This is a genomic window from Halomonas sp. 11-S5 (genome assembly GCF_029889825.1).
Taxonomy (GTDB): Bacteria; Pseudomonadota; Gammaproteobacteria; order Pseudomonadales; family Halomonadaceae; genus Halomonas.
The window spans coordinates 81669-101139 of the sequence record NZ_JARANW010000005.1 but is presented as its reverse complement, the minus strand read 5'-3'; the positions used below and the strand labels follow the sequence as shown (position 1 = coordinate 101139).

At 70.3% G+C, this 19471-nt stretch carries 19 protein-coding genes; 10 read left to right on the top strand and 9 right to left on the bottom strand.

Annotated features, from left to right (window positions below):
* The first annotated feature begins 28 nt into the window (after positions 1 to 28).
* Both ubiH and OP497_RS05910 read left to right on the top strand, forming a co-directional pair.
* The gene (gene ubiH, locus OP497_RS05915) at positions 29 to 1240 is read left to right on the top strand and encodes a 2-octaprenyl-6-methoxyphenyl hydroxylase (RefSeq protein WP_280547174.1); all 1212 of its coding nucleotides are present in this window, start codon (positions 29 to 31) and stop codon (positions 1238 to 1240) included.
* A gap of 113 nt (positions 1241 to 1353) precedes the next feature.
* Positions 1354 to 2637, top strand: coding sequence for a UbiH/UbiF/VisC/COQ6 family ubiquinone biosynthesis hydroxylase (locus tag OP497_RS05910; RefSeq protein ID WP_280547173.1), 1284 nt, complete (start codon positions 1354 to 1356; stop codon positions 2635 to 2637).
* On the opposite strand, the gene OP497_RS05905 is transcribed toward OP497_RS05910, so the two are convergent.
* The 3 genes from OP497_RS05905 to gpmI all read right to left on the bottom strand — a co-directional run bounded on the left by OP497_RS05905 (position 2615) and on the right by gpmI (position 6761).
* Positions 2615 to 3919: a S41 family peptidase gene (locus OP497_RS05905; RefSeq protein WP_280547172.1), complete on the bottom strand. Its 1305-nt coding sequence runs from the start codon at positions 3917 to 3919 to the stop codon at positions 2615 to 2617. The genes OP497_RS05910 and OP497_RS05905 overlap by 23 nt on opposite strands.
* A gap of 71 nt (positions 3920 to 3990) precedes the next feature.
* Positions 3991 to 5112, bottom strand: a complete 1122-nt coding sequence (locus tag OP497_RS05900; protein WP_280547171.1) for a peptidoglycan DD-metalloendopeptidase family protein — start codon at positions 5110 to 5112, stop codon at positions 3991 to 3993.
* A 74-nt stretch (positions 5113 to 5186) separates the two neighbouring features.
* Positions 5187 to 6761, bottom strand: coding sequence for a 2,3-bisphosphoglycerate-independent phosphoglycerate mutase (gene gpmI / locus OP497_RS05895; protein WP_280547170.1), 1575 nt, complete (start codon positions 6759 to 6761; stop codon positions 5187 to 5189).
* A 220-nt stretch (positions 6762 to 6981) separates the two neighbouring features.
* On the opposite strand from gpmI, the gene OP497_RS05890 reads away from it, so the two are divergent.
* The 8 genes from OP497_RS05890 to ruvX all read left to right on the top strand — a co-directional run bounded on the left by OP497_RS05890 (position 6982) and on the right by ruvX (position 12707).
* Positions 6982 to 7404, top strand: a complete 423-nt coding sequence (locus tag OP497_RS05890; protein WP_280547169.1) for a rhodanese-like domain-containing protein — start codon at positions 6982 to 6984, stop codon at positions 7402 to 7404.
* A gap of 31 nt (positions 7405 to 7435) precedes the next feature.
* Complete coding sequence (gene secB, locus OP497_RS05885) at positions 7436 to 7960, top strand: protein-export chaperone SecB (RefSeq protein ID WP_280547168.1); 525 nt, start codon at positions 7436 to 7438, stop codon at positions 7958 to 7960.
* A 13-nt stretch (positions 7961 to 7973) separates the two neighbouring features.
* Positions 7974 to 8720, top strand: a complete 747-nt coding sequence (locus tag OP497_RS05880) for a 16S rRNA (uracil(1498)-N(3))-methyltransferase (RefSeq protein ID WP_280547167.1) — start codon at positions 7974 to 7976, stop codon at positions 8718 to 8720.
* A gap of 52 nt (positions 8721 to 8772) precedes the next feature.
* Positions 8773 to 9492 (top strand): S1-like domain-containing RNA-binding protein, encoded by a 720-nt coding sequence (locus OP497_RS05875; protein ID WP_280547166.1) that lies wholly within the window; start codon positions 8773 to 8775, stop codon positions 9490 to 9492.
* A gap of 235 nt (positions 9493 to 9727) precedes the next feature.
* Positions 9728 to 10693, top strand: a complete 966-nt coding sequence (gene gshB / locus OP497_RS05870) for a glutathione synthase (protein ID WP_280547164.1) — start codon at positions 9728 to 9730, stop codon at positions 10691 to 10693.
* A 19-nt stretch (positions 10694 to 10712) separates the two neighbouring features.
* The gene (locus tag OP497_RS05865; protein ID WP_280547163.1) at positions 10713 to 11639 is read left to right on the top strand and encodes a TonB family protein; all 927 of its coding nucleotides are present in this window, start codon (positions 10713 to 10715) and stop codon (positions 11637 to 11639) included.
* Positions 11640 to 11656: 17 nt separating this feature from the next.
* Positions 11657 to 12229: a YqgE/AlgH family protein gene (locus OP497_RS05860; RefSeq protein WP_280547162.1), complete on the top strand. Its 573-nt coding sequence runs from the start codon at positions 11657 to 11659 to the stop codon at positions 12227 to 12229.
* A gap of 34 nt (positions 12230 to 12263) precedes the next feature.
* Complete coding sequence (gene ruvX / locus OP497_RS05855; protein ID WP_280547161.1) at positions 12264 to 12707, top strand: Holliday junction resolvase RuvX; 444 nt, start codon at positions 12264 to 12266, stop codon at positions 12705 to 12707.
* 10 nt (positions 12708 to 12717) lie between these two features.
* Here ruvX and OP497_RS05850 read toward each other — a convergent pair whose 3' ends face one another.
* The 6 genes from OP497_RS05850 to OP497_RS05825 all read right to left on the bottom strand — a co-directional run bounded on the left by OP497_RS05850 (position 12718) and on the right by OP497_RS05825 (position 19184).
* Complete coding sequence (locus OP497_RS05850; RefSeq protein ID WP_280547160.1) at positions 12718 to 13365, bottom strand: hypothetical protein; 648 nt, start codon at positions 13363 to 13365, stop codon at positions 12718 to 12720.
* A gap of 91 nt (positions 13366 to 13456) precedes the next feature.
* Complete coding sequence (pyrB, locus tag OP497_RS05845; protein ID WP_280547159.1) at positions 13457 to 14485, bottom strand: aspartate carbamoyltransferase; 1029 nt, start codon at positions 14483 to 14485, stop codon at positions 13457 to 13459.
* 129 nt (positions 14486 to 14614) lie between these two features.
* A complete protein-coding gene (locus OP497_RS05840; RefSeq protein WP_280547158.1) occupies positions 14615 to 15439 on the bottom strand; it encodes an IclR family transcriptional regulator C-terminal domain-containing protein in 825 nt (274 codons plus the stop codon).
* 126 nt (positions 15440 to 15565) lie between these two features.
* Positions 15566 to 16351 (bottom strand): enoyl-CoA hydratase, encoded by a 786-nt coding sequence (locus tag OP497_RS05835; RefSeq protein ID WP_280547157.1) that lies wholly within the window; start codon positions 16349 to 16351, stop codon positions 15566 to 15568.
* Positions 16352 to 16425: 74 nt separating this feature from the next.
* The gene (locus OP497_RS05830; RefSeq protein ID WP_280547156.1) at positions 16426 to 17769 is read right to left on the bottom strand and encodes a nucleobase:cation symporter-2 family protein; all 1344 of its coding nucleotides are present in this window, start codon (positions 17767 to 17769) and stop codon (positions 16426 to 16428) included.
* Positions 17770 to 17828: 59 nt separating this feature from the next.
* A complete protein-coding gene (locus OP497_RS05825; RefSeq protein ID WP_280547155.1) occupies positions 17829 to 19184 on the bottom strand; it encodes an 8-oxoguanine deaminase in 1356 nt (451 codons plus the stop codon).
* Positions 19185 to 19471: the final 287 nt, after the last annotated feature.

The following is a 19471-nucleotide window of genomic DNA, read 5'->3' as shown; positions in this document are numbered from 1 at the left end:
TACGTTATGAAATAAAAGAGGGCGCACCATGAGAGCGACATCGCGGCCGCGGGTGGATATCGCCATCATCGGCGGCGGCCTGGTGGGCGCCAGTCTGGGCTGCGCCCTGGCCCCGCTGGTCGAGCGGGCGGGGCTCAGGGTGGCGGTGATCGAGGCGGCACCACTGCAGCCGCAGCGGGCCGAGCCCTGGCAGCCCAGCTTCGATGCCCGGGCCAGCGCCATCGCCGGTGGTTCCGCCCAGCACTTCGCGAGCCTGGGGGTCTGGGAGCACATGGCCGAGATGGCCGCTCCGATCCGCACCATCCATGTCAGCGAGCGGGGACGGTTTGGCGCGACGCGGCTGCGCGCCGCGGAGCTCGGCGTCGAGGCGCTGGGTCATGTGATCCCCAATGCCTGGATGGGGCGAGTGCTGCATGGACGGCTGAGCGAGTTGCCACTGGCCTGGCACTGTCCGGCCAGGGTCGAGGCGATCCACCCCGTTGCCGAGGGGCATCGGCTGCAGCTGTCGGATGGCAGCGAGCTGGAGGCCGGGCTGACGGTGCTGGCCGATGGCGGTCGCTCGGGGCTCAAGGAGCGGCTGGGAATCGAGAGCCGCGAGTGGCCCTACGACCAGCTGGCGCTGATCGCCAGCGTCGAGGTCAGCCGGCCCCACGGGGGCGTCGCCTACGAGCGCTTCACCTCGGCGGGGCCCATCGCCCTGCTGCCGCTCCGGGGCCAGGCCATGGAACTGGTGTGGACTCACGAGCGCGGCCAGGAAGGACGCCGCTTGGCCCTGTCCGACGGGGACTTCCTGGCCGAGCTGCAGCAGGCCTTCGGCGACCGGGCCGGGCACTTCCGGCGGGTGGGGCGCCGCCATGCCTACCCGCTGTCGCTGATCACCGCTCGCGAGACCGCTCGCCCGGGACTGGCGGTGCTGGGCAACGCCGCCCATGCCCTGCACCCGGTGGCCGGCCAGGGCTTCAACCTGGCGCTGCGCGGGGTCATGGATCTGGTGGCCGCCATCGAGGCCGGCAGCGAGCGGGGAGAGGCCGCGGGGAGTACGGCGGTCCTGCAGGACTTCGAGGCGCGTCGAGATGCTGACCGTGACAACGTCATCCGCTTCAGCGACGGCCTGATTCGCCTGTTCGGGCTCGACATGCCCCTGCTCTCCCATGCCCGCGGCGCCGGCCTGGTGGGGCTGAACCTGGTGGGACCGCTGCGTCGCGGACTGGCCCGCCGGGCCATGGGGCTGGAAAGATAGCGGCTGGAACGACAGGGAACGACAAGGGCCGGAACGATAGGAGCGCGAAGGTGGGGCATCGATACGCTGAACAGACAGCATGGCCATCGCGGCCATCACGAGGAGCAGACGCCATGAGCGCAGAACAGGGACGCGCGTCGGCGCCGTTCGAGGTGATCATCATTGGTGGTGGCATGGTGGGCACGGCCCTTGCCTGTCTGTTGGGCCGGGCGGGGCTGGAGGTAGCGTTGCTGGATGCCCGCGAGGCGCCGCTCGACCGCGAGGCCGTGGGCAAGGGGCCGCCCTCCATGCGGGTCAGTGCCCTGACCCCGGTATCCCAGCAGCTGCTGGCGGGGCTGGGCGCCTGGGCATGGATGGCCTCGCGCCGGGTGAGTCCCTATCGCTTCATGCAGGTCTGGGATGGCGAGGGCAGCGGCGCGGTGAACTTCTCAGCGGACCAGGCCGGGGTGCCGGTGCTGGGCCATATCGTCGAGAACGACGTTACCCTGGCGGCGCTGGAGGCGTGCCTGGCCGAGCTGCCGAGCGTCCAGGCGCGCTTCGATGCCCGGGTGGCCGGGCTCGAGGCGGATGCCGCCGGGCGGACGGTGCTGCTGGAGGATGGCAGCCGGCTGACGGCGCCCCTGGTAGTGGCCGCCGACGGGGCCCGGTCACCGCTGCGGGCGATGGCTGGCATCGACGTCAGTTCCCGCGACACCGGCCAGGTGGCCGTGGTCACCACGGTGCGCACGCACCGCCCCCATGGCGGCGTGGCGCGCCAGGTCTTTCTCCCGACGGGACCGCTGGCCTTCCTGCCGCTGCGCATCGAGGGCGATGACCGCCACTGCTCCATCGTCTGGTCCACCACCCCGCAGGAGGCCGAGCGATGGGTGGCCATGCCCGGGGAGGCGCTGGGCGTGGCGCTGGGCGTGGCGCTGGCGGCGGCCATTGACCACCGGCTGGGCAAGGTGACGGTGACCGACCGGGCGCTGGCGGTACCGCTTACCCAGCGCCATGCCCAGCGCTACGTGCTGCCAGGCTTCGCCCTGGTGGGGGACGCGGCGCACAGCATCCATCCGCTGGCAGGCCAGGGGGTGAACCTGGGGCTGATGGATGCGGCGGTGCTCGCCGAGGAGCTGGTCACGGGCCGGCGACGGGGGCTGTCCCCGGGCGATGTTGCGCTGTTGGGCCGCTACGCCCGGCGGCGGCGCGGTGACAATGCCGCCATGCTGGCGCTGATGGACGGTTTCCGGTTGCTGTTCGGGGCGCGCCACCCGGCACTCACTCTGGCGCGTAACCTGGGGCTCTCGGGCGTCGACCGGCTGGGGCCGCTCAAGCGCCTGCTGATGCAGCAGGCGACGGGACATCGCGGCCGCTTGCCTCGCGCCTGTCGCGCCCTCAGCCGCCGCGACGCTGGCTGAGCACATTGAGGGCCTTGAGCAGGTTGAGGGCCTCGCCGAGCTGGTAGTCCTCGCGTAGGCGCTCGCTCATCTCGCTGCGGGTGCGCTGCTCGTCCGGGGAGCGCAGGTGGCCCTCCAGGTCCGCCTCGCGCACGTTCAGGCCACTGCCCTCGGCCACCTCCAGGCGGCCGCGGATCACCTCCACGTCGGGCTCGATGCCTTGGGCCTGGATCGAGCGGCCGTCGGGGGTGAAGTAGAGCGCCGTGGTCAGCTTGAGCCCCTCGCCGTTGCCCAGCGGCATGATCTGCTGCACCGACCCCTTGCCGAAGCTCTCGGTGCCCATCACCACGCCGCGCCGCTGGTCCTGCAGGGCGCCGGCGACGATCTCCGCCGCCGAGGCGCTGCCGCCGTTGATGAGTATCACCAGCGGCACCTCGGCCGCCGCCGTCTCGCGACCGGCCGAGAAGCGCATCGCGCTGTCCGGCAGGCGGCCCTCGGTATAGACGATCAGCCCCTCATCGAGGAAGGCGTCGGCCACGTCCACCGCGGCCTGCAGCACCCCGCCGGGGTTGTTGCGCAGGTCGAGCACCAGGCCCTTGAGCGGCCCGTCGCGCTCCAGGCGGCGGATGGCGCTGCCGACCTGTGCACCGGTGCGGGTCTGGAACTGGCTGACCCGCAGGTAGCCGTAGCTCGCCTCCAGCAGCTCGCTCTTGACGCTCTCGGTGCGGATGACCTCGCGGGTCAGGGTGACCTCCAGCGGGGCGCTCTCGCCCTGGCGCAGGATGGTCAGGCGGATCTCGGTACCCGGATCGCCGCGCATCAGGTTGACCGCCTCCTGCAGGGAGAGCCGGTCGGTGGGCGTGTCGTCGATGCGCAGGATCTTGTCGCGCGACTGCAGGCCGGCCCGGGAGGCCGGCGTGTCGTCGATGGGGGTGATCACCGTCAGCTGGCCATCCTCCATGCCCACCTCGATGCCCACGCCGCCGAACTCCCCCTGGGTGGACTCGCGCAGGCTCTCGAACTCCTCGCTGTCCAGGTAGGTGGAGTGGGGGTCGAGCTCGCTGAGCATGCCGCGCATGGCGTTGCGCAGCAGCTCGGCATCCTCGACCTCTTCCACGTAGCCCCGCTTGATGCGCTCGAACACCTCGGCGAAGGCCTGGATCTCGGCGACCGGCAGGTCATCCTCCGGGCTCTGGCCCTGGGCGGCGGCAGGCAGCGGGGCGAGCGCCAGCAGGGTGGCCGGCAGCAGGGCCGACACCAGGCGGCGCATCACGGTGGGCAGAGCGGCAGGACATAGGGACATGCAGATTCTCGCGGTTCCGGTGATGGCCGCCCAGCATAGCCCGTGGCCGGGCGTCTATGGAATAGCCGGCCTCACGGCTGGCGGGCGATCCAGCGCCGCGGGTCGATGGGGTCGCCGCTGCGGCGTACCTCGAAGTAGAGCCCCGGCCGCTGTTGACCGCCGCTGTTGCCCACCGCGCCCAGGGTGTCGCCGCGGGAGACGGCGGCGCCCACCCCGGCGCTGAAGCGCTGCAGATGGGCATGCAGGGTCATGACCCGATCGCCGTGGTCGACGATCAGCAGGTTGCCGAAGCCACGCATCCAGTCGGCGAACACCACCCGGCCGGCGTGCACGGCCTGGACCGGGGTGCCTGCGGCGGCCTGGATCAGCAGGCCGTTGCGATGCACGCCCGTCCCCTCGTGGAAGGTGGAGGCGATGCTGCCCTGCACCGGCCAGGGCAGCTCGCCGCGGGTCTGCTCGATGGCCGTGGAGGGCGGCGGTTGTTCCAGGCGAGCCAGCTGCTCCTGCACCTCGCGCAGGGTGCGTTCGGCATGGGCGCGATCCTGGGCGAGTGTGGCCAGGCGGGCCTGTTCGCTGGCGAAGCGCTCGTCCAGCCTGGCCACCAAGGCGGCCCGATCCGAGATCTGCTCGGCCAGGGTGGCGCTGCGCGCGGCAAGCTCCGTGGCCACGGCCTCGAGGCGTTGGCCGCGCTGCGCCAGCGCCCGGCGATTGTCGGCCAGTTCGGCATCGAGCCTCGCCAGCGCGTCGAGGCGCTTGTTGCGCGCCCGGGCCAGGCGGTTGAGATAGTGCTGCAGGCGGTCGAGCCGCGCCGGATCGTCCTGATTGAGCAGCAGCTTGAGCTGGGGGGTGCGGCCGAGGCGATAGAGGGCGTCGAGCTGGGCCGACAGGGCCTCGACCTGCTCGGCGCGCTCGACGGCCAGCGGCTCGCGGCGCGCCTCGAGGCTGGCGATTTCGTCGCCGAGGGCGCGTCGCTCGGCCTGCAGGGCATCGAGACGGCGGTGGGTCTCGGCCAGCGCCGTTTCCACCTCGCGCAGGGCCTCACTGGCTTCGTCCCGGGCCTCCCGGGTGGTGGAGAGCCGCGCGGAGACTTCGCGGAGCTCCTCGCCAAGGGCATCGAGACGCGCCTGCGCCTCGCGCTCGGAGGGCTGGGCGGCCAGCGAGGGCGCCAGGCCCATCACCAGACACAGGCCCATTAACAGAGCTAGCCCGGGCCGCCATGCGCCGAGTGTCGCACCGCCTCTCGCCATGCCCAGGCCTCCCAACCGGCTCAGCCGCGCTCGATCAGCACCCGGCCGGTCATCTCCTCGGGGATCGGCTGGTCCATCATCGTCAGCAGGGTCGGGGCGATGTCGCACAGGCTGCCGTCGTCCGCGAGCCGCGCCGGGCGCTCGCCGACATAGATCAGCGGCACCTCGAAGGTGGTGTGGGCGGTCTGGGGCGCCCCGGTCTCGGGGTGGACCATCTGCTCGGCGTTGCCGTGGTCGGCGGTGACCAGGCAGGCGCCGCCGACGCGCTGGATCGCCTCCACCACCCGGCCGACGCAGGCGTCCACGGCCTCGATGGCCTGGATGGCGGCCTCGAAGTCGCCGGTGTGGCCCACCATGTCGCCGTTGGCGTAGTTGCAGACGATCAGGTCGAAGCGTCCGGCATCGATCGCCTCCACCAGCCTGTCGGTGACTTCCGCGGCGCTCATCTCGGGCTTCTCGTCGTAGGTCTTGACCTCCTGAGGGGAGGGCACCAGCACGCGGGTCTCGCCTCGGTACTCGTCCTCGCGGCCACCGGAGAAGAAGAAGGTGACGTGGGCATACTTCTCGGTCTCGGCGATGCGCAGCTGGGTGAGGCCGCGCTGTTCCATCACCTCGCCCAGTGTGTTGACGAGTTCCGCCGGCGGGAAGGCCGCCGGCGCCGGGATGTCGGCGGCATACTGGGTCAGCATCACCAGGCCGTCGGCGGCGAGTCTGGGTCGTGCGCGGCGCTCGAAGCCGCCGAAGCCGTCCTCGACGAAGGCGCGGGTCAGCTCCCGGGCGCGGTCGGCACGGAAGTTCATGAAGATGGCGGCATCGCCGTCGGCCATGGCCACTGGCGCGCCGCTCGGGCGGATGCTGGTGGCGGTGACGAACTCGTCGGTTTCGTCGCGCTCGTAGGCCTGGCGCAGCCCCTCCTCGGCACCGATCGCCTCGAACTCGCCCTCGCCCTCGGTGATCAGGCGATAGGCCTTCTCGACGCGATTCCAGCGGTTGTCGCGGTCCATGGCGTAGTAGCGGCCGATGATCGAGGCCACGAAGCCGTTCTCGGGGCCTACCAGCTCGGCGAGGCGCGCATTGGTACGCTCCAGCGATGCCATGGCGCTCTTGGGCGGCATGTCGCGGCCGTCGAGGAAGGCGTGGACGACGATCCGCCGCGCCCCGCGGCGGGCGGCCAGCTCGGCCATCGCCAGGAAGTGCTCCTCGTGGCTGTGCACGCCACCCGGCGAGAGCAGGCCCAGCAGGTGCACCGCCTTGCCGTCTGCCACGGCGGCATCGATCGGCGCGGTCAGGGCCGCGATGGCGTCCAGGTCGCCGTCCTCGACGGCCTTGGTGATGCGCGTGAAGTCCTGGTAGACGATGCGTCCGGCCCCCAGGTTCATGTGGCCGACCTCGGAATTGCCCATCTGGCCATCCGGCAGGCCCACGTGGCGACCGTCGGTATGGATCAGGGTGTGCGGCTGCTCCTGCCACAGGCGATCCATCACCGGGGTACGGGCGGCGAGCACGGCGTTGTCCCTGGCGTCCTCGTTGTAGCCATAGCCGTCGAGGATGATCAGTGCCACCGGACGCGGGGTAGGGGTGCGAGTATCGGTCATGGGGGAGGGCCTCTATTGTCGTTGTCAGCCCCGGCAGGCACGCGGGTGGTCACCGGGGTCGCGACTTGCATCTGCTTGCGGCATCATATCGCACGGCACCGCCGGACGTCATTTGACTGGCCCGCGGGCCGCGGCCTGCCGTGGCTTCGTGTATACTGGGTGCCGCCGCGATTGGCCGGCCCCGTTCACCGTGCACCCGAGAAAAGAGTTAGCCGAACCCATGATCGATCAGCTGTTCGAATTCGTGCAGAATCACCCGCTGCTGGTGGGGGCCTTCCTGCTGGTGTTGACCGCCTGGCTCGCCTACGAGGTCCGCAACAGCAGCAGCGGAGGCGTGACCTCCGGCGAGGCGACCCAGCTGATCAATCGAGAGGACGCCGTGGTGCTGGACCTCCGCGAGACCGGCGAGTTCAAGGCGGGTCATATCGCCGGCGCGCGCAACATCCCCCAGAGCAAGCTCGACGAGCGCATACGCGAACTCGAGAAGGTCAAGAGCAAGCCGATCATCGTGGCCTGTAAGCAAGGCCAGAGCGCCGGCGTCGCCCAGGCCAAGCTGACCAAGGCCGGCTTCGAGCGGGTGCTCAAGCTCAAGGGCGGCATGGCCCAGTGGCAGGCGGATGGCCTGCCGGTCGTCAAGAAGTAAATTTCGTTCATCGAATCAAAGGACCTTTCCCATGGCGGAAGACAACAACCAGAACGCCGGCGCCAACGGCCAGGCGGCCGGCGAGCAGGACAAGCCCCAGCTGCAGTTCGCCCTGCAGCGCATCTACGTCAAGGACCTCTCCTTCGAGGCACCCAACTCGCCGACGGTCTTCCAGCAGCCGTTCAAGCCCAAGGTCGGCCTGGACCTGAACACCACCACCCGCCAGGTCGGGGAAGGCCAGTACGAGGTGGTCATCAAGGTTACCGCCCAGGTCACCCACAGCGAGGAGGGCACCACCTCCTTCCTGGCCGAGGTCGAGCAGGCCGGCCTGTTCCGCATCAGCGGCATCGAGGGGCAGCAGCTCGAGCACACCCTGGGCGCCTTCTGCCCCAACATGCTCTTCCCCTATGCCCGCGAGTGCATCGACAATCTGGTCAATCGGGGCGGCTTCCCGCCGCTGATGCTGGCACCGGTCAACTTCGAGGCGATCTACGCCCAGAAGAAGAAGCGCGAGGCCGAACAGGCCCAGCAGCCGGGCGAGCAGGCGACTCAGTAAGCGTGAGCGGCCCGTGTCAGTGTACGCCCTGCGCGTGAAGGCCCCGCGCATCCACGTCGCCGCCGACTTTATCGTCGGCGGCGACGTCGTTCTGCCCGAGGGGCCGGCCCGCCACGTGGCCCGGGTGCTGCGCCTGGCCGAAGGGGCGCCGCTGCGGCTCTTCGACGGCGCCGGCCGGGAGGCCCGGGCGGTGATCGCCGAGGCCTCCCGCAAGCGGGTGGTGGCGCGCATCGAGGCCGTGGCCCCGGGCACCGGCGAATCGCCGCTCGCGGTGCATCTGGGGCAGGCGATCTCCAAGGGCGACCGCATGGACTACGCCATTCAGAAGGCGGTCGAGCTCGGCGTGGCGGCGATCACCCCGCTCTACACCGAGCATGGCGACGTGCGCCTCAGGGGCGAGCGCGAGGCCAAGAAGCTCGCTCACTGGCAGGCCGTGGCGGCCAGCGCCTGCGAGCAGTGCGGTCGCGCGACCCTGCCGCCCGTGCATCCCCCGGCCGGCCTGGTCGACTGGCTGGCGGGCCGCGACGAGGCGCTGCGTCTGGTGCTGCATCCCGGCACCGCCGGGGCCCTGGCGCAAGAAGAGGCGCCGGCCACCGCCGCCCTGCTGATCGGCCCCGAGGGCGGGCTTTCCGAGGCCGAGGTCGAGGCGGCCCTGGCCGGCGGCTTCGCCCCCCTGTCCCTCGGTCCGCGCATCCTGCGCACCGAGACCGCGCCGGTGGTGGCGCTATCGCTGCTGCAATCCCGCTTCGGGGATCTGTGAGCGCTGACGCATCCCCGACGCCTCGCGCCTGTTTCCTTACCGGAGGTCATCCATGCCCGATTCCCGAGACCGTCGCCCACCGCCGTCCCCCGCGTCTCGCCCTGCCGGCGCGCGGAGCACCCGAGCGCCCCGGGCATCAATCGGAGACGTGGCCTACCTCGAGGTGGTGACCGTCAACGACACCGGTGCCTTCCTCGACTGGGGCCACCCCCGCGACCTGCTGCTGCCCTACGGCGAGCAGCGTTTCCGTCCCAGCGTGGGCCGGCGGGTGCTGGTGATCATCTACGAAGACCAGCAGGGCCGGCCGGTCGCCTCCCAGCGCCTCGACCGCTTCCTGGCCGACGAGGCCGAGGGCCTGGCGGCGGGCGACGAGGTGGCGCTGGTGATCGCCGAGGCGACCGACCTGGGCTACAAGGTGGTGGTCGATCAGCGCTTCTGGGGACTGCTCTACCGCGACGACGTGAACCGGCCGCTACGCCGCGGCCAGCGGCTCACCGGCTACGTGAAGCGCCTGCGTGACGACCGCCGCCTGGACCTCTCGCTGCTGCCGCCGGGGCCGGCGCGCCTCGACGTGGTCGGCGAGCAGGTGCTCAAGGCGCTGCGCGAGAGCGGCGGCTACCTGCCGTTGGGCGACAAGAGCGACGCGGGGGAGATCAAGGCGCGCCTGGGGGTGAGCAAGAACGCCTTCAAGCAGGCCATCGGGCGACTCTACAAGCACCAGCGGATCCTCCTGGAGCCGGGCGGCATCCGGCTTGCGCCGAGCACGGAGTAGGCCGTTGGGGCAGCGCGGATAGCGAGAGGCGCCGGGGACAGGCTGAAGGGGAGGTCCGAGGACCAAGGAGGGCCGAGGTAGCGTCCAGAGAGGAATTCATAGCGCCTCCCCGCAAGCCGTCGCCGGGTTAGCCTCGAGCTGCACCGCACACACCGCACCGCATCGCCAGCTTGGTGCGCCGCTGGCCGCTGCGGCATACTGACCGCACTCACTCCCCGACCGGAAACACGACGCCATGAGCGAACGCGCGCTGAAGATCGGCGTGGTGATGGATCCCATCGCCGATCTCACCTACAAGAAGGACACCAGCCTGGCCATGCTGTGGGCCGCCCGGGACCGTGGCGCCTCGCTGCACTACCTGGAGCAGGAGGATCTCTTCCTGCGCGAGGGGCGCGCCTTCGGCCGGATGCGCGCGCTCGAGGTGCATCGCGACCCCGGCCACTGGTATGACCTGGGCGAGCCCGAGGTGGCGCCCCTGGCCGAGCTCGACGTGATCCTGATGCGCAAGGACCCGCCGGTCGACGGCTACTTCCTCAACGCCGTCTACCTGCTGGGCTTCGCCGAGCGCGAGGGCGTGCTGGTGGTCAACCCCACCCAGGCGCTGCTGGAGTGCAACGAGAAGCTCTTCGCCCAACAGTTCCCCCAGTGCTGCACCCCGACCCTGGTCTCCTGCAACGAGGCCGTGCTGCGCGCCTTCCACGCCGAGCACGGCGACGTGATCTTCAAGCCGCTGGACGGCATGGGCGGCACCGGGATCTTCCATGTGCGCCCCGACGGCCGCAACCTGGGCGCCATCATCGAAATGCTGAGCGAGCGCGGCAGGCGCCAGATCATGGCCCAGCGCTACATCCCCGAGATCAGCGAGGGCGATACCCGCATCCTGCTGGTGGACGGCGAGCCGGTTCCCTTCGGCCTGGCCCGCGTGCCCATGGCCGGCGAGACCCGCGGCAACCTGGCCGCCGGTGGCACCGGGATCAGTCGCGAGCTCACCGCCCGCGACCACTGGCTGATCGAGCAGGTCCAGCCGATGATCCGCGAGAAGGGACTGATGTTCGTCGGCCTCGACGTGATAGGCGACTACATCACCGAGATCAACGTCACGAGCCCCACCTGTGTGCGCGAGATCGACGACCAGCGCGGCACCGATATCGCCGGCCAGCTGATGGACGCCATCCAGCGCCGTCTCGGCGATCAGCGCTGATCCGGGAGGCCTGTGGCCCATGACGAGCAGCCCCGTCAGCGACCCCATCCAGTATGCCCCGGTCACCCGGCCGTATCGGCACTGGCTGGCCTGGTCGCTGGCGCTGCTGCTCCACCTGGTGGTCATCGGGGTGGTGGCGAGCCGCCAGTTCGCGCCGGCACCCGTCGAGCGCTCCAGCATCGACGTGGTGCTGGTGAGCCGGCCCTCGCCGCAGGCCGTGGAGGCCGCGGCCATCGCCGAGGCCGACCAGCGCGCCGCCGGCACGCCCCAGGACCAGGCGCCGGCGGAGGCCCGGGCCGCACCCATGGATGAGCTGCCCGAGCGGCAGGCGGCCGAACCCGAGGTGGACCCGGCCACTCCGGCCGAACCGGAGCGTACCGCCCGCCCCGATCCTGACCGTCCCAGCGAGGCACCCGAGCCCCCGGCGGCCGAGCGCCCCCGCGAGGCCCAGGCGACCCCCGAGCCCCGCGACAGTGCCCCCCAGTCGGCCGAGACCTCGGCGCCGCCCACCGCTTCGGCCCCCTCCGCCTCGGGACGCGACCTGCTCGCCCAGGCCACCTCCAGCATCCGCGAGCAGGGCCTCTCGTCGGAGTTCGCCGGCGAGCAGCCGGGCGAGGGGCGCCAGGCCGCCCAGCAGGCCGCCGAGGCGCGCTACATCGATGACTGGACCCGCCGGGTCGAGGATTACGGCAACCGGGTGCACCCGGCGCCGCGTCACCTCGAGGGACAGCTGCGCATCCGGGTGGTGATCGGCCGTGACGGTCAGGTTCGCCGGGCAGAGGTGATACAATCCTCGGGACATGCCGAACTCGACCAGGCGGCCCTGGACACGGTGCACGGTGCCGCGCCCTATCGGCCCTTCGACCGGGGCATGGGCAACCTCGACAGCCTGTCCATCACCCGGGTCTGGCGGTTCGGCCAAGGCAATCATTACGGCGTGCAATAGGTCCGCCGGGGAGTCTCATGCAATCCGTGCAACACTTCGGCTTGAAAAACCACTTCCTGCTGGCGATGCCGCACCTGGAAGACCCCAATTTCGCCGGCAGCCTCAGCTACCTCTGTGACCATGACGAGAACGGCACCATGGGCGTGATCATCAACCGGCCCCTGGAGCTGACCCTGGACGCCCTGTTCGAGCAGCTCGAGCTGGGCGGCGACGAGAGCCCCCATCGCGATGCGCCGGTCTACTATGGCGGCCCGACCCACAAGGATCGCGGCTTCATCCTGCATCGCGGGTCCAGCGATGCCTGGGATTCCAGCATCCAGGTCGCCGATGACATCGCCCTGACCACCTCCATGGATATCCTCCAGGCGCTGGCGGACGGCAAGGGGCCCGAGCAGTTCCTGATCTGCCTGGGCTGTGCCGGCTGGGAGTCGGGGCAGTTGGAGGCCGAACTCAAGGAGAATGCCTGGCTCACGGTGGAGGGTCGCGCCGACATCCTCTTCACGGTGCCGCCCGAGCAGCGCCTGGGCGCCGCCGCGGGCATCCTGGGCATCGACCTGAACCTGATGACCCGCGAGGCGGGCCACTCCTGATGAGGGGCCTGCACGCGATGACGGAGCCGGCCTGATGGCCGATGCCGGCTCGCGACTGATCCTGGCCTTCGACTTCGGCACACGACGCATCGGCGTGGCGGTGGGCAACGAGCTGCTCGCCAGTGCCCGGGAGCTCGCGCCCTTGCCGGCCCGGGACGGCATCCCCGACTGGGCGCAGGTGGCGCGGCGGGTGGACGAGTGGCGCCCGGACCTCTTCGTGGTGGGGCTGCCGCTCAACATGGACGGCAGCGAGTCGGTCATGAGCACCCGCGCGCGCAAGTTCGGCAAGCGCCTCTATGGCCGCTATGGTATTCCCTGCGAGATGGTCGACGAGCGCGGCTCCACTCGCGAGGCCAAGTCCATCGCCCGGGAGGCCGGCCACCGCGGCAACTACCGTGAACAAAGCGTCGACGGCATCGCCGCGGTACTGATCCTGAAGGGTTGGTTCGCCCGGCGCGAGGGGCTGCCGCCGCGCTGACGCCGGTCGATCAGGCCGGGCGGGTGCCGCCGTCGCGGTACTTCCTGGCGACGTCGCCCACCGAGATGCAGGTGAACTTTTCGATGAAGAACGCCAGGGTCGCCGGGCAGCGGAAGCGCTCCTCGAAGGCCTCCACCTGCCCTTCCCGCTCTCGCTCGACACTGGCCAGGTAGGCGTCGCCGGCCCTGCGGACCCTGACGGTCGCCTGGCTGTCCTGGTCCTGTTTCTCGACCATCAGCTCGCGCTGCCCCTCGAGCAACTCCCCCAGCACCTTGCCCCCCTCGAGCTCCTCGGGCGAGGCCCAGAGGGGCTGGTCACGGTTGCCGTAGCGATACAGGAAGATCATCGGCAGCACCGAGAAGATGGCCGTCGTCAGCGTCCAGGTCATCGCCGTGCCGGAGAGTTCCGCCGTGAACACCGCGACCAGCTGCACGACGATGGCGACGGCCAGCAGCCCCGCCAGGGGGCGCCACATCCGCGGGTTCATGAATCCCCTGTCCAGGAAATAGCCCCACAGCCCGATCACGACCACCGCCCCCACGCCCAGCTGGATCATGGCGAGCAGCGATCCTCCGCCCATCAGCAGGGCGATGATGCCGATCAGGATCAGCACGGTATAGAAGCCACACAGCAACAGATACGCACGTTTCAGGTTCATCGGTGTTGCGCCTCCAGGCCTGGTCGCCATGCGGCGACGCGGGTTGTCGTTCCCCACCAGCATAGGTGATCGGTCGTCACTTGTAGGCCGCTTAGAAGGCAGCGTCGTCAACGCCTAGGCGCTCGGGGACGAACCAGGGCACGTCGCGCAGCTCCTTGTCGATGCGTTCCTCGACCCCGAGCAGGGTGGCGAAGATCGCCATGCGCACCGGGATGCCGTTGTCGGTCTGGCGGAAGATCGCCAGGCGCGAGTCGCCGTTGAGGTCCACGTCCAGGTCGTTGGCCTCGGGGCGGCTGTCGCGGGGCAGCGGGTGCATGACGATGGTGGCGGGGCTGCAGCGGCTGTCCAGGAAGGCGCGATCCACGGTGAAGTCCCGGGAGAGGTTGAAGCCCTCGCTCATCTCGGCGGTGAAGCGTTCCTTCTGGATGCGGGTGGTGTAGACCACGTCCACGTCGGAGAAGTCGCCGGCCAGGCTCTCGCGGACCTCCACGCTGAGCCCCTGGCGGCTGACTCGCTCGATCAGGTGGTTCGGCATCTCGAGACCGGGCGGCGCCACCAGGGTGACGCGCATCGGGGCGTAGCGTGACAGCAGCTTGATCAACGAGTGCACGGTGCGGCCGTACTTCAGGTCGCCGGTCATCAGCACGTGGGCGTCCCTGAGCGTCTTGCCCTGCAGGGCGAACTCCTTGTCGATGGTGTAGAAGTCCAGCAGCGCCTGGCTGGGATGCTCGCCGGGGCCGTCACCGGCGTTGATCACCGGCACATTCGTCGCGGCGGCGAACTCCGCTACCGAGCCCTGGTCCGGATGGCGCATGACGATGGCATCGCAGTAGCCGCTCATCACCCGGCTGGTGTCGTAGAGCGATTCGCCCTTGGCCATGGACGAGAAAGTGAAGCCGGTGGTGTCGCAGACGCTGCCGCCGAGCCGGCAGAAGGCGGCATGGAAGCTGACCCGGGTGCGGGTGCTGGCCTCGAAGAAGAGGTTGCCGAGCACGGCTCCTTCCAGCACCCGGGTGATCTTGCGGCGCTGGGCGATGGGCTCCATCCGCGCGGCGACGCGCATCAGGTGGTCGATGTCGTCGCGGGACAGGGAGTCGATGGAGAGCAGGTGGGAACGCATCACAGGCCTCGGCGGGTGGCTGGGGGACGGGCGCTAGTGTAACCCTCCGGGGGGATGGCTTCACGGGCATACCGGTATGCCGTCTCACTTGGAGCCATCGCGGGCCGGCAGTGCCGCCGGGGGCGACGGTCAGGCCGCCGGGACCTTGCCGCCCAGCCGCGCGGTGATCTCGGCGGCGGTGTCGCGTACCAGTGCGCCCAGCTCGGCCAGTCGCTCCTCGGGGATGCGCGCCTTGGGCCCGGAAACCGAGATGGCGGCCAGCGGAATGCCGTGTTCGTCGTGGATGCAGGCGGCCACGCAGTGCAGGCCGATGGCGTGCTCCTCCCGGTCGCAGGCGAAGCCCTGTCGGCGGATCTCGGCCAGCCCCTCACGCAGCGCTATGGGACTGTGCAGCGTGTTCTCGGTGACGCGCGCCAGGCCCCGGGCGTCGAGGATGCGCTCGAACTCGTCGTCTGGCAGCCAGGCCATCAGCGCCTTGCCGACGCCCGAGGCGTGCAGCGGCGCCCGGGAGCCGAGCCGTGTGATCATGCGCATCATCTGCGGCGACTCGCTCTGGGCCAGGAAGACCGCCGTGCCGTCGTCGCGCACGCCGAGGTTGGCCGTCTCGCCGGTCTGGGCGGTGAGGCGGCGCAGGAAGGGGCGGGTGGTGCCGACGAAGTCGCGGGCCTCGAGGAAGCTGTTGCCGATGCGGAAGGTCTTGACGTCAATCTTCCACCCCCCGAGCTCGCTGTCCTGGGTGACGAATCCCTGGCTCTGCAGGGCCTGCAGCAGCCGGTGGGTGGTGGAGGGGGCGAGCTCCGCCTGCTCGGCCACCTCGGAGAGGGCCAGACCGCCGGGGTTGGCCGCCAGGCGCTCGAGCAGGTTGAGCCCGCGCACCAGCGATTGGCTGTGGCCGCTGGTGCTCTTGCCCGACCCGGCGGGCCGTCCCGCTGTCCTGCGCTTGCCTTCGCTCACCCCGATTGTCCTCCTGCGGCATTCTCTCGAGGCCACAGGATACCGTGTCGGCCGGGCGCTGTCGCGGTTGCGGAAATGGCTTCCACCCAGCGCTGACGCCGCGAGCTCAGCGGTTTCGCCGCGGTTTCAGCGATGTCGCCACTGGGGCGGGCGCTTCTCGATGAAGGCGTCGATCCCCTCGCCTGCATCCTCGGCCATCATGTTCCGTGCCATCGCCTCGCCGGCATAGGCGTACGCCTCGTCCAGCGGCATGGCGAGCTGGCGGTGGAACATCGCCTTGCCGGTGCGCACCGCGACGGCGCTCTTGGTGCAGATGCTGGCGGTGAGTGAACCCAGTGCCTCGTCGAGGGCCTCGTCGTCGGCAACTCGATTGACCAGCCCCCAGTCGTGGGCCTGGTCGGCGTCGATGAACTCGCCGGTGAAGAGCATCTCCATGGCCCGCTTGCGCCCGACATTGCGCGACAGCGCCACTGCCGGCGTGGAGCAGAACAGCCCGGCATTGATGCCCGAGACGGCGAAGCGCGCTGAGCGGGCGGCCACGGCCAGGTCGCAGCTGGCCACCAGCTGGCAGCCCGCCGCCGTGGCGATGCCCTGGACTCGGGCGATCACCGGCACTGGCAGGGCGACGATGGCCTGCATCACCGCTCCGCAGCGCGCGAAGAGCCGCTGGTAGTAGGCCTCGTCGGGGTTGGCACGCATCTGCTTGAGGTCGTGGCCGGCACAGAAGGCGCGGCCCTCGGCGGCGATCACCACGCAGCGCACGTCCTCGTCGGCGACCACGCGGTCGAGTTCGCCGCCGAGGGCCGCGAGCATTGCCTCGGAGAGCGCATTGAAGTGCTTCGGCCGGTTCAGCGTCAGGGTGGTCACACCATCGAGATCATAGCGCCGGACCAGGGGGCTGTCATCCTGCATGCTGGGGTCTCCGATGAAAGGGAACAGCCCCCAGGCTAGCACCTCGGAGGCCTTCTTCGCCGGGGCAGGTGACGTCAGACGTCGCTGCGGAAGGCACGATCCTCGCGGGGCAGGATCAGGTTGAGAACGATGGCGCACAGGGCGCCGGGAATCAGCCCCGACTCGATGATCGCCTGGAGGTTGTCGGAAAGCTCGGCGTAGAGCCCCTCCTGGGCCGGCAGGCCGATGGCCGCCGACAGCGAGACGCCGATGATCACCATGTTGCGCCTGTTGAAGTTGATGTGGGAGAGCATCTTGATGCCGGCGCTGGCGATCATGCCGAACATGATCACCACCGCGCCGCCGAGCACGGCATTGGGGATGCTGGAGACGATGGCGCCGAGCTTGGGCAGCAGGCCGGCGATGACCAGGAAGGCACCGCCGATGGCCACCACGAAGCGGCTGACCACGCCGGTCAGCGCCACCATGCCGACGTTCTGGCTGAAGCTGATCTGGGGGAAGGCGTTGAAGATGGCGGCGAAGACGCTGGCCAGGCCGTCGGCCATCACCCCGCCGGAGAGTTCCTTCGGAGTGGGCGGGCGATCCAGCCCCCCGGCGGTGGTCCCGGCGATGTCGCCGATCGACTCGGCGCAGGTCACCACGGCCAGTAGCACCACCGGCAGCACGGCGGCCCAGTGGAACTCCAGGCCGATGGCCAGCGGTGTGGGCAGCGAGAGCCAGGCGGCGCCGCCGATGGCGGAGACGTCCACCAGGCCGAAGGCGGTGGCCGTGGCATAGCCGGCGAGCAGGCCGATCAGCGGGGCCGCCTCCGACCAGATGCCGCGACCGAACTGGTGCAGCCCCAGGGTGATGACCAGCACCAGCCCCGCCAGCAGCAGGTGGTGCGAGGCCCCGAAGTCCTCGGCCCCGAAGCCGCCGCCGACATAGGCCAGGCCCACCGGCATCAGCAGGGTGCCGAGCATGATCACGAAGGTGCCGGTGACCACCGGCGGGAAGAGGAAGCGGAACCAGGGCAGGAAGAGCCCCACCAGGGCCATGGCGACCCCGCCGCAGAGCGCCGCGCCCAGGGCCGCCGGTAGCCCCATGCCCACGGCGATGGGGATCAGCACCGGCACGAAGCCGAAGCTGGTGCCCATGACGATGGGCAGGCGGGCCCCGATGGGGCCGAGCCCCAGGGACTGCACCAGGGTGGCCACCCCGGCCACGAACATGGCGGCCTGGATCATGAAGGTGGTCTGCTCGGCGGAGAGGTCCGCGGCACCGGCGATGATGATGGGCACGGTGACGTTGCCGACGAACATCGCCAGCACGTGCTGCAGCCCCAGGGGGATGGCGCGCCCCAGGGGCGGCATGGCATCGACGTCCTGGGTGCTGCGCACCCGGCGCGCCGTCGCGTCGGCGGGGGACTCGGTGGTCATGGGGTGTCTCCTGTTGTCGTTGTTGGACGTGGTGAGAACAGAGGGAAACGGGATGGGAATCAGACTGATCCGCGCAGCTCGCGGGCGGCCTGGTCATGCCGGGCCAGCAGGGCGTCGAGGTCGAGGTCCCGTGGCCAGCCGTCGATCAGGCGCCAGCGCCCGGCGACCATCACCCGGTCGGCGCGGTGGGCCCCGCACAGCAGCAGGGCCGCGACCGGGTTCTCGGCGCCGGAGAAGCGGGCCTCGTCCAGCCGGAACAGCGCCAGGTCGGCCTGCTGGCCGGGCGCCAGCCCGCCGATGTCGGTGCGTCCCAGGCAGGCCGCCGAGCCGCGGGTGGCCCAGCGGATCACGTCGTCGTGGGTCACCCGGCTCGGCGAGTAGCGCAGCCGTCCCAGCAGCAGGGCCTGGCGCATCTCCTCGGCCAGGTTGGAGTGATCGTTGGAGGCCGAGCCGTCCACCGCCAGCCCTACCGGGCAGCCGGCGGCCTCGAGTTCCAGGGTGCGGCACATGCCGGAGCCCAGCACCATGTTCGACGACGGGCAGTGGGCGATGCCGGTGCCGGCCAGGCCCAGGCGGGCGATTTCGGGGTCGGTGAAGTGAATGCCATGGGCCAGCCAGGTGCGCGGCCCCAGCCAGCCGGTGGCCTCCAGGTAGTCCAGCGGGCGCATGCCGAAGAGCCGCTGGCAGTAGGCCGTCTCGTCCTCGGTCTCGGCCAGGTGGGTGTGCAGGCGCACGTCCTTCTCCTCGGCCAGGCGGGCGCTCTCCTGCATCAGTTCGCGGCTCACCGAGAAGGGCGAGCAGGGCGCCAGGGCGATGGTGGTCATGGCGCCGTCGCCGCGCTGGTGGTGAGCGTCGATGAGCCGGGCACTCTCGTCGAGGATGGTGGCCTCGTCCTGCACCACCGACTGGGGCGGCAGGCCGCCGTCGTCGCGGCCCACGCTCATCGAGCCCCGGGTGAGGGCGGCCCGCACGCCGAGGCGGCGGGCGGTCTCCACCTGGACGTCGATGGCATTCTCCAGCGCGCCGGAGAAGACGTAGTGGTGGTCGGCCACGGTGGTGCAGCCGGACATCAGCAACTCGACCATGGCGAGTTCGCTGGCGAGTGCCAGCTGGCGCTCGGTGAGATTGGCCCAGACGTCGTAGAGGGTCGTCAGCCAGGGGAAGAGTTCCTTGTTCAGGGCCGGCGAGTAGGCCCGGGTCAGGGTCTGGTAGAAGTGATGGTGGGTATTCACCAGCCCCGGCAGCAGCACATGCGCCGAGGCGTCGAAGACCTCATCCACCGGTGTTGTCGGTGTGGCGCCGGAAGGCATTGCCTCCACGATACGTCCGTCCTGAATCACCACACCGCCGGCGGCACGCGCATCGCTGCAGGCGAGCGGCCGGCGGATCCACAGGGTCGGGTTGGGCTGGGGCATGTTGTCCTCCCGGTGGGCCGTCAAGCGGCCGCTGAATGGACAAAGGGTTACCCAAGCCTCGTGTCGGACTGGAGCCTTGGTTCAGGTACCTTCGACATCATGTGTGTACTGTCGGTATTGTCCAATGCGCGGCATGGATTGTGTACAAAATGGGAGGCTTTAGGGCAACTGTCAAGAGCGTGATGCTCAACGCTCATTTGCTCTCGCCGTGCCGCTTACGCGCCGGTCGGGCAGGCCGGCTGCACGGATCCTTATCCATTAAAAGAGCCGCCGCGTCGATGACGCGG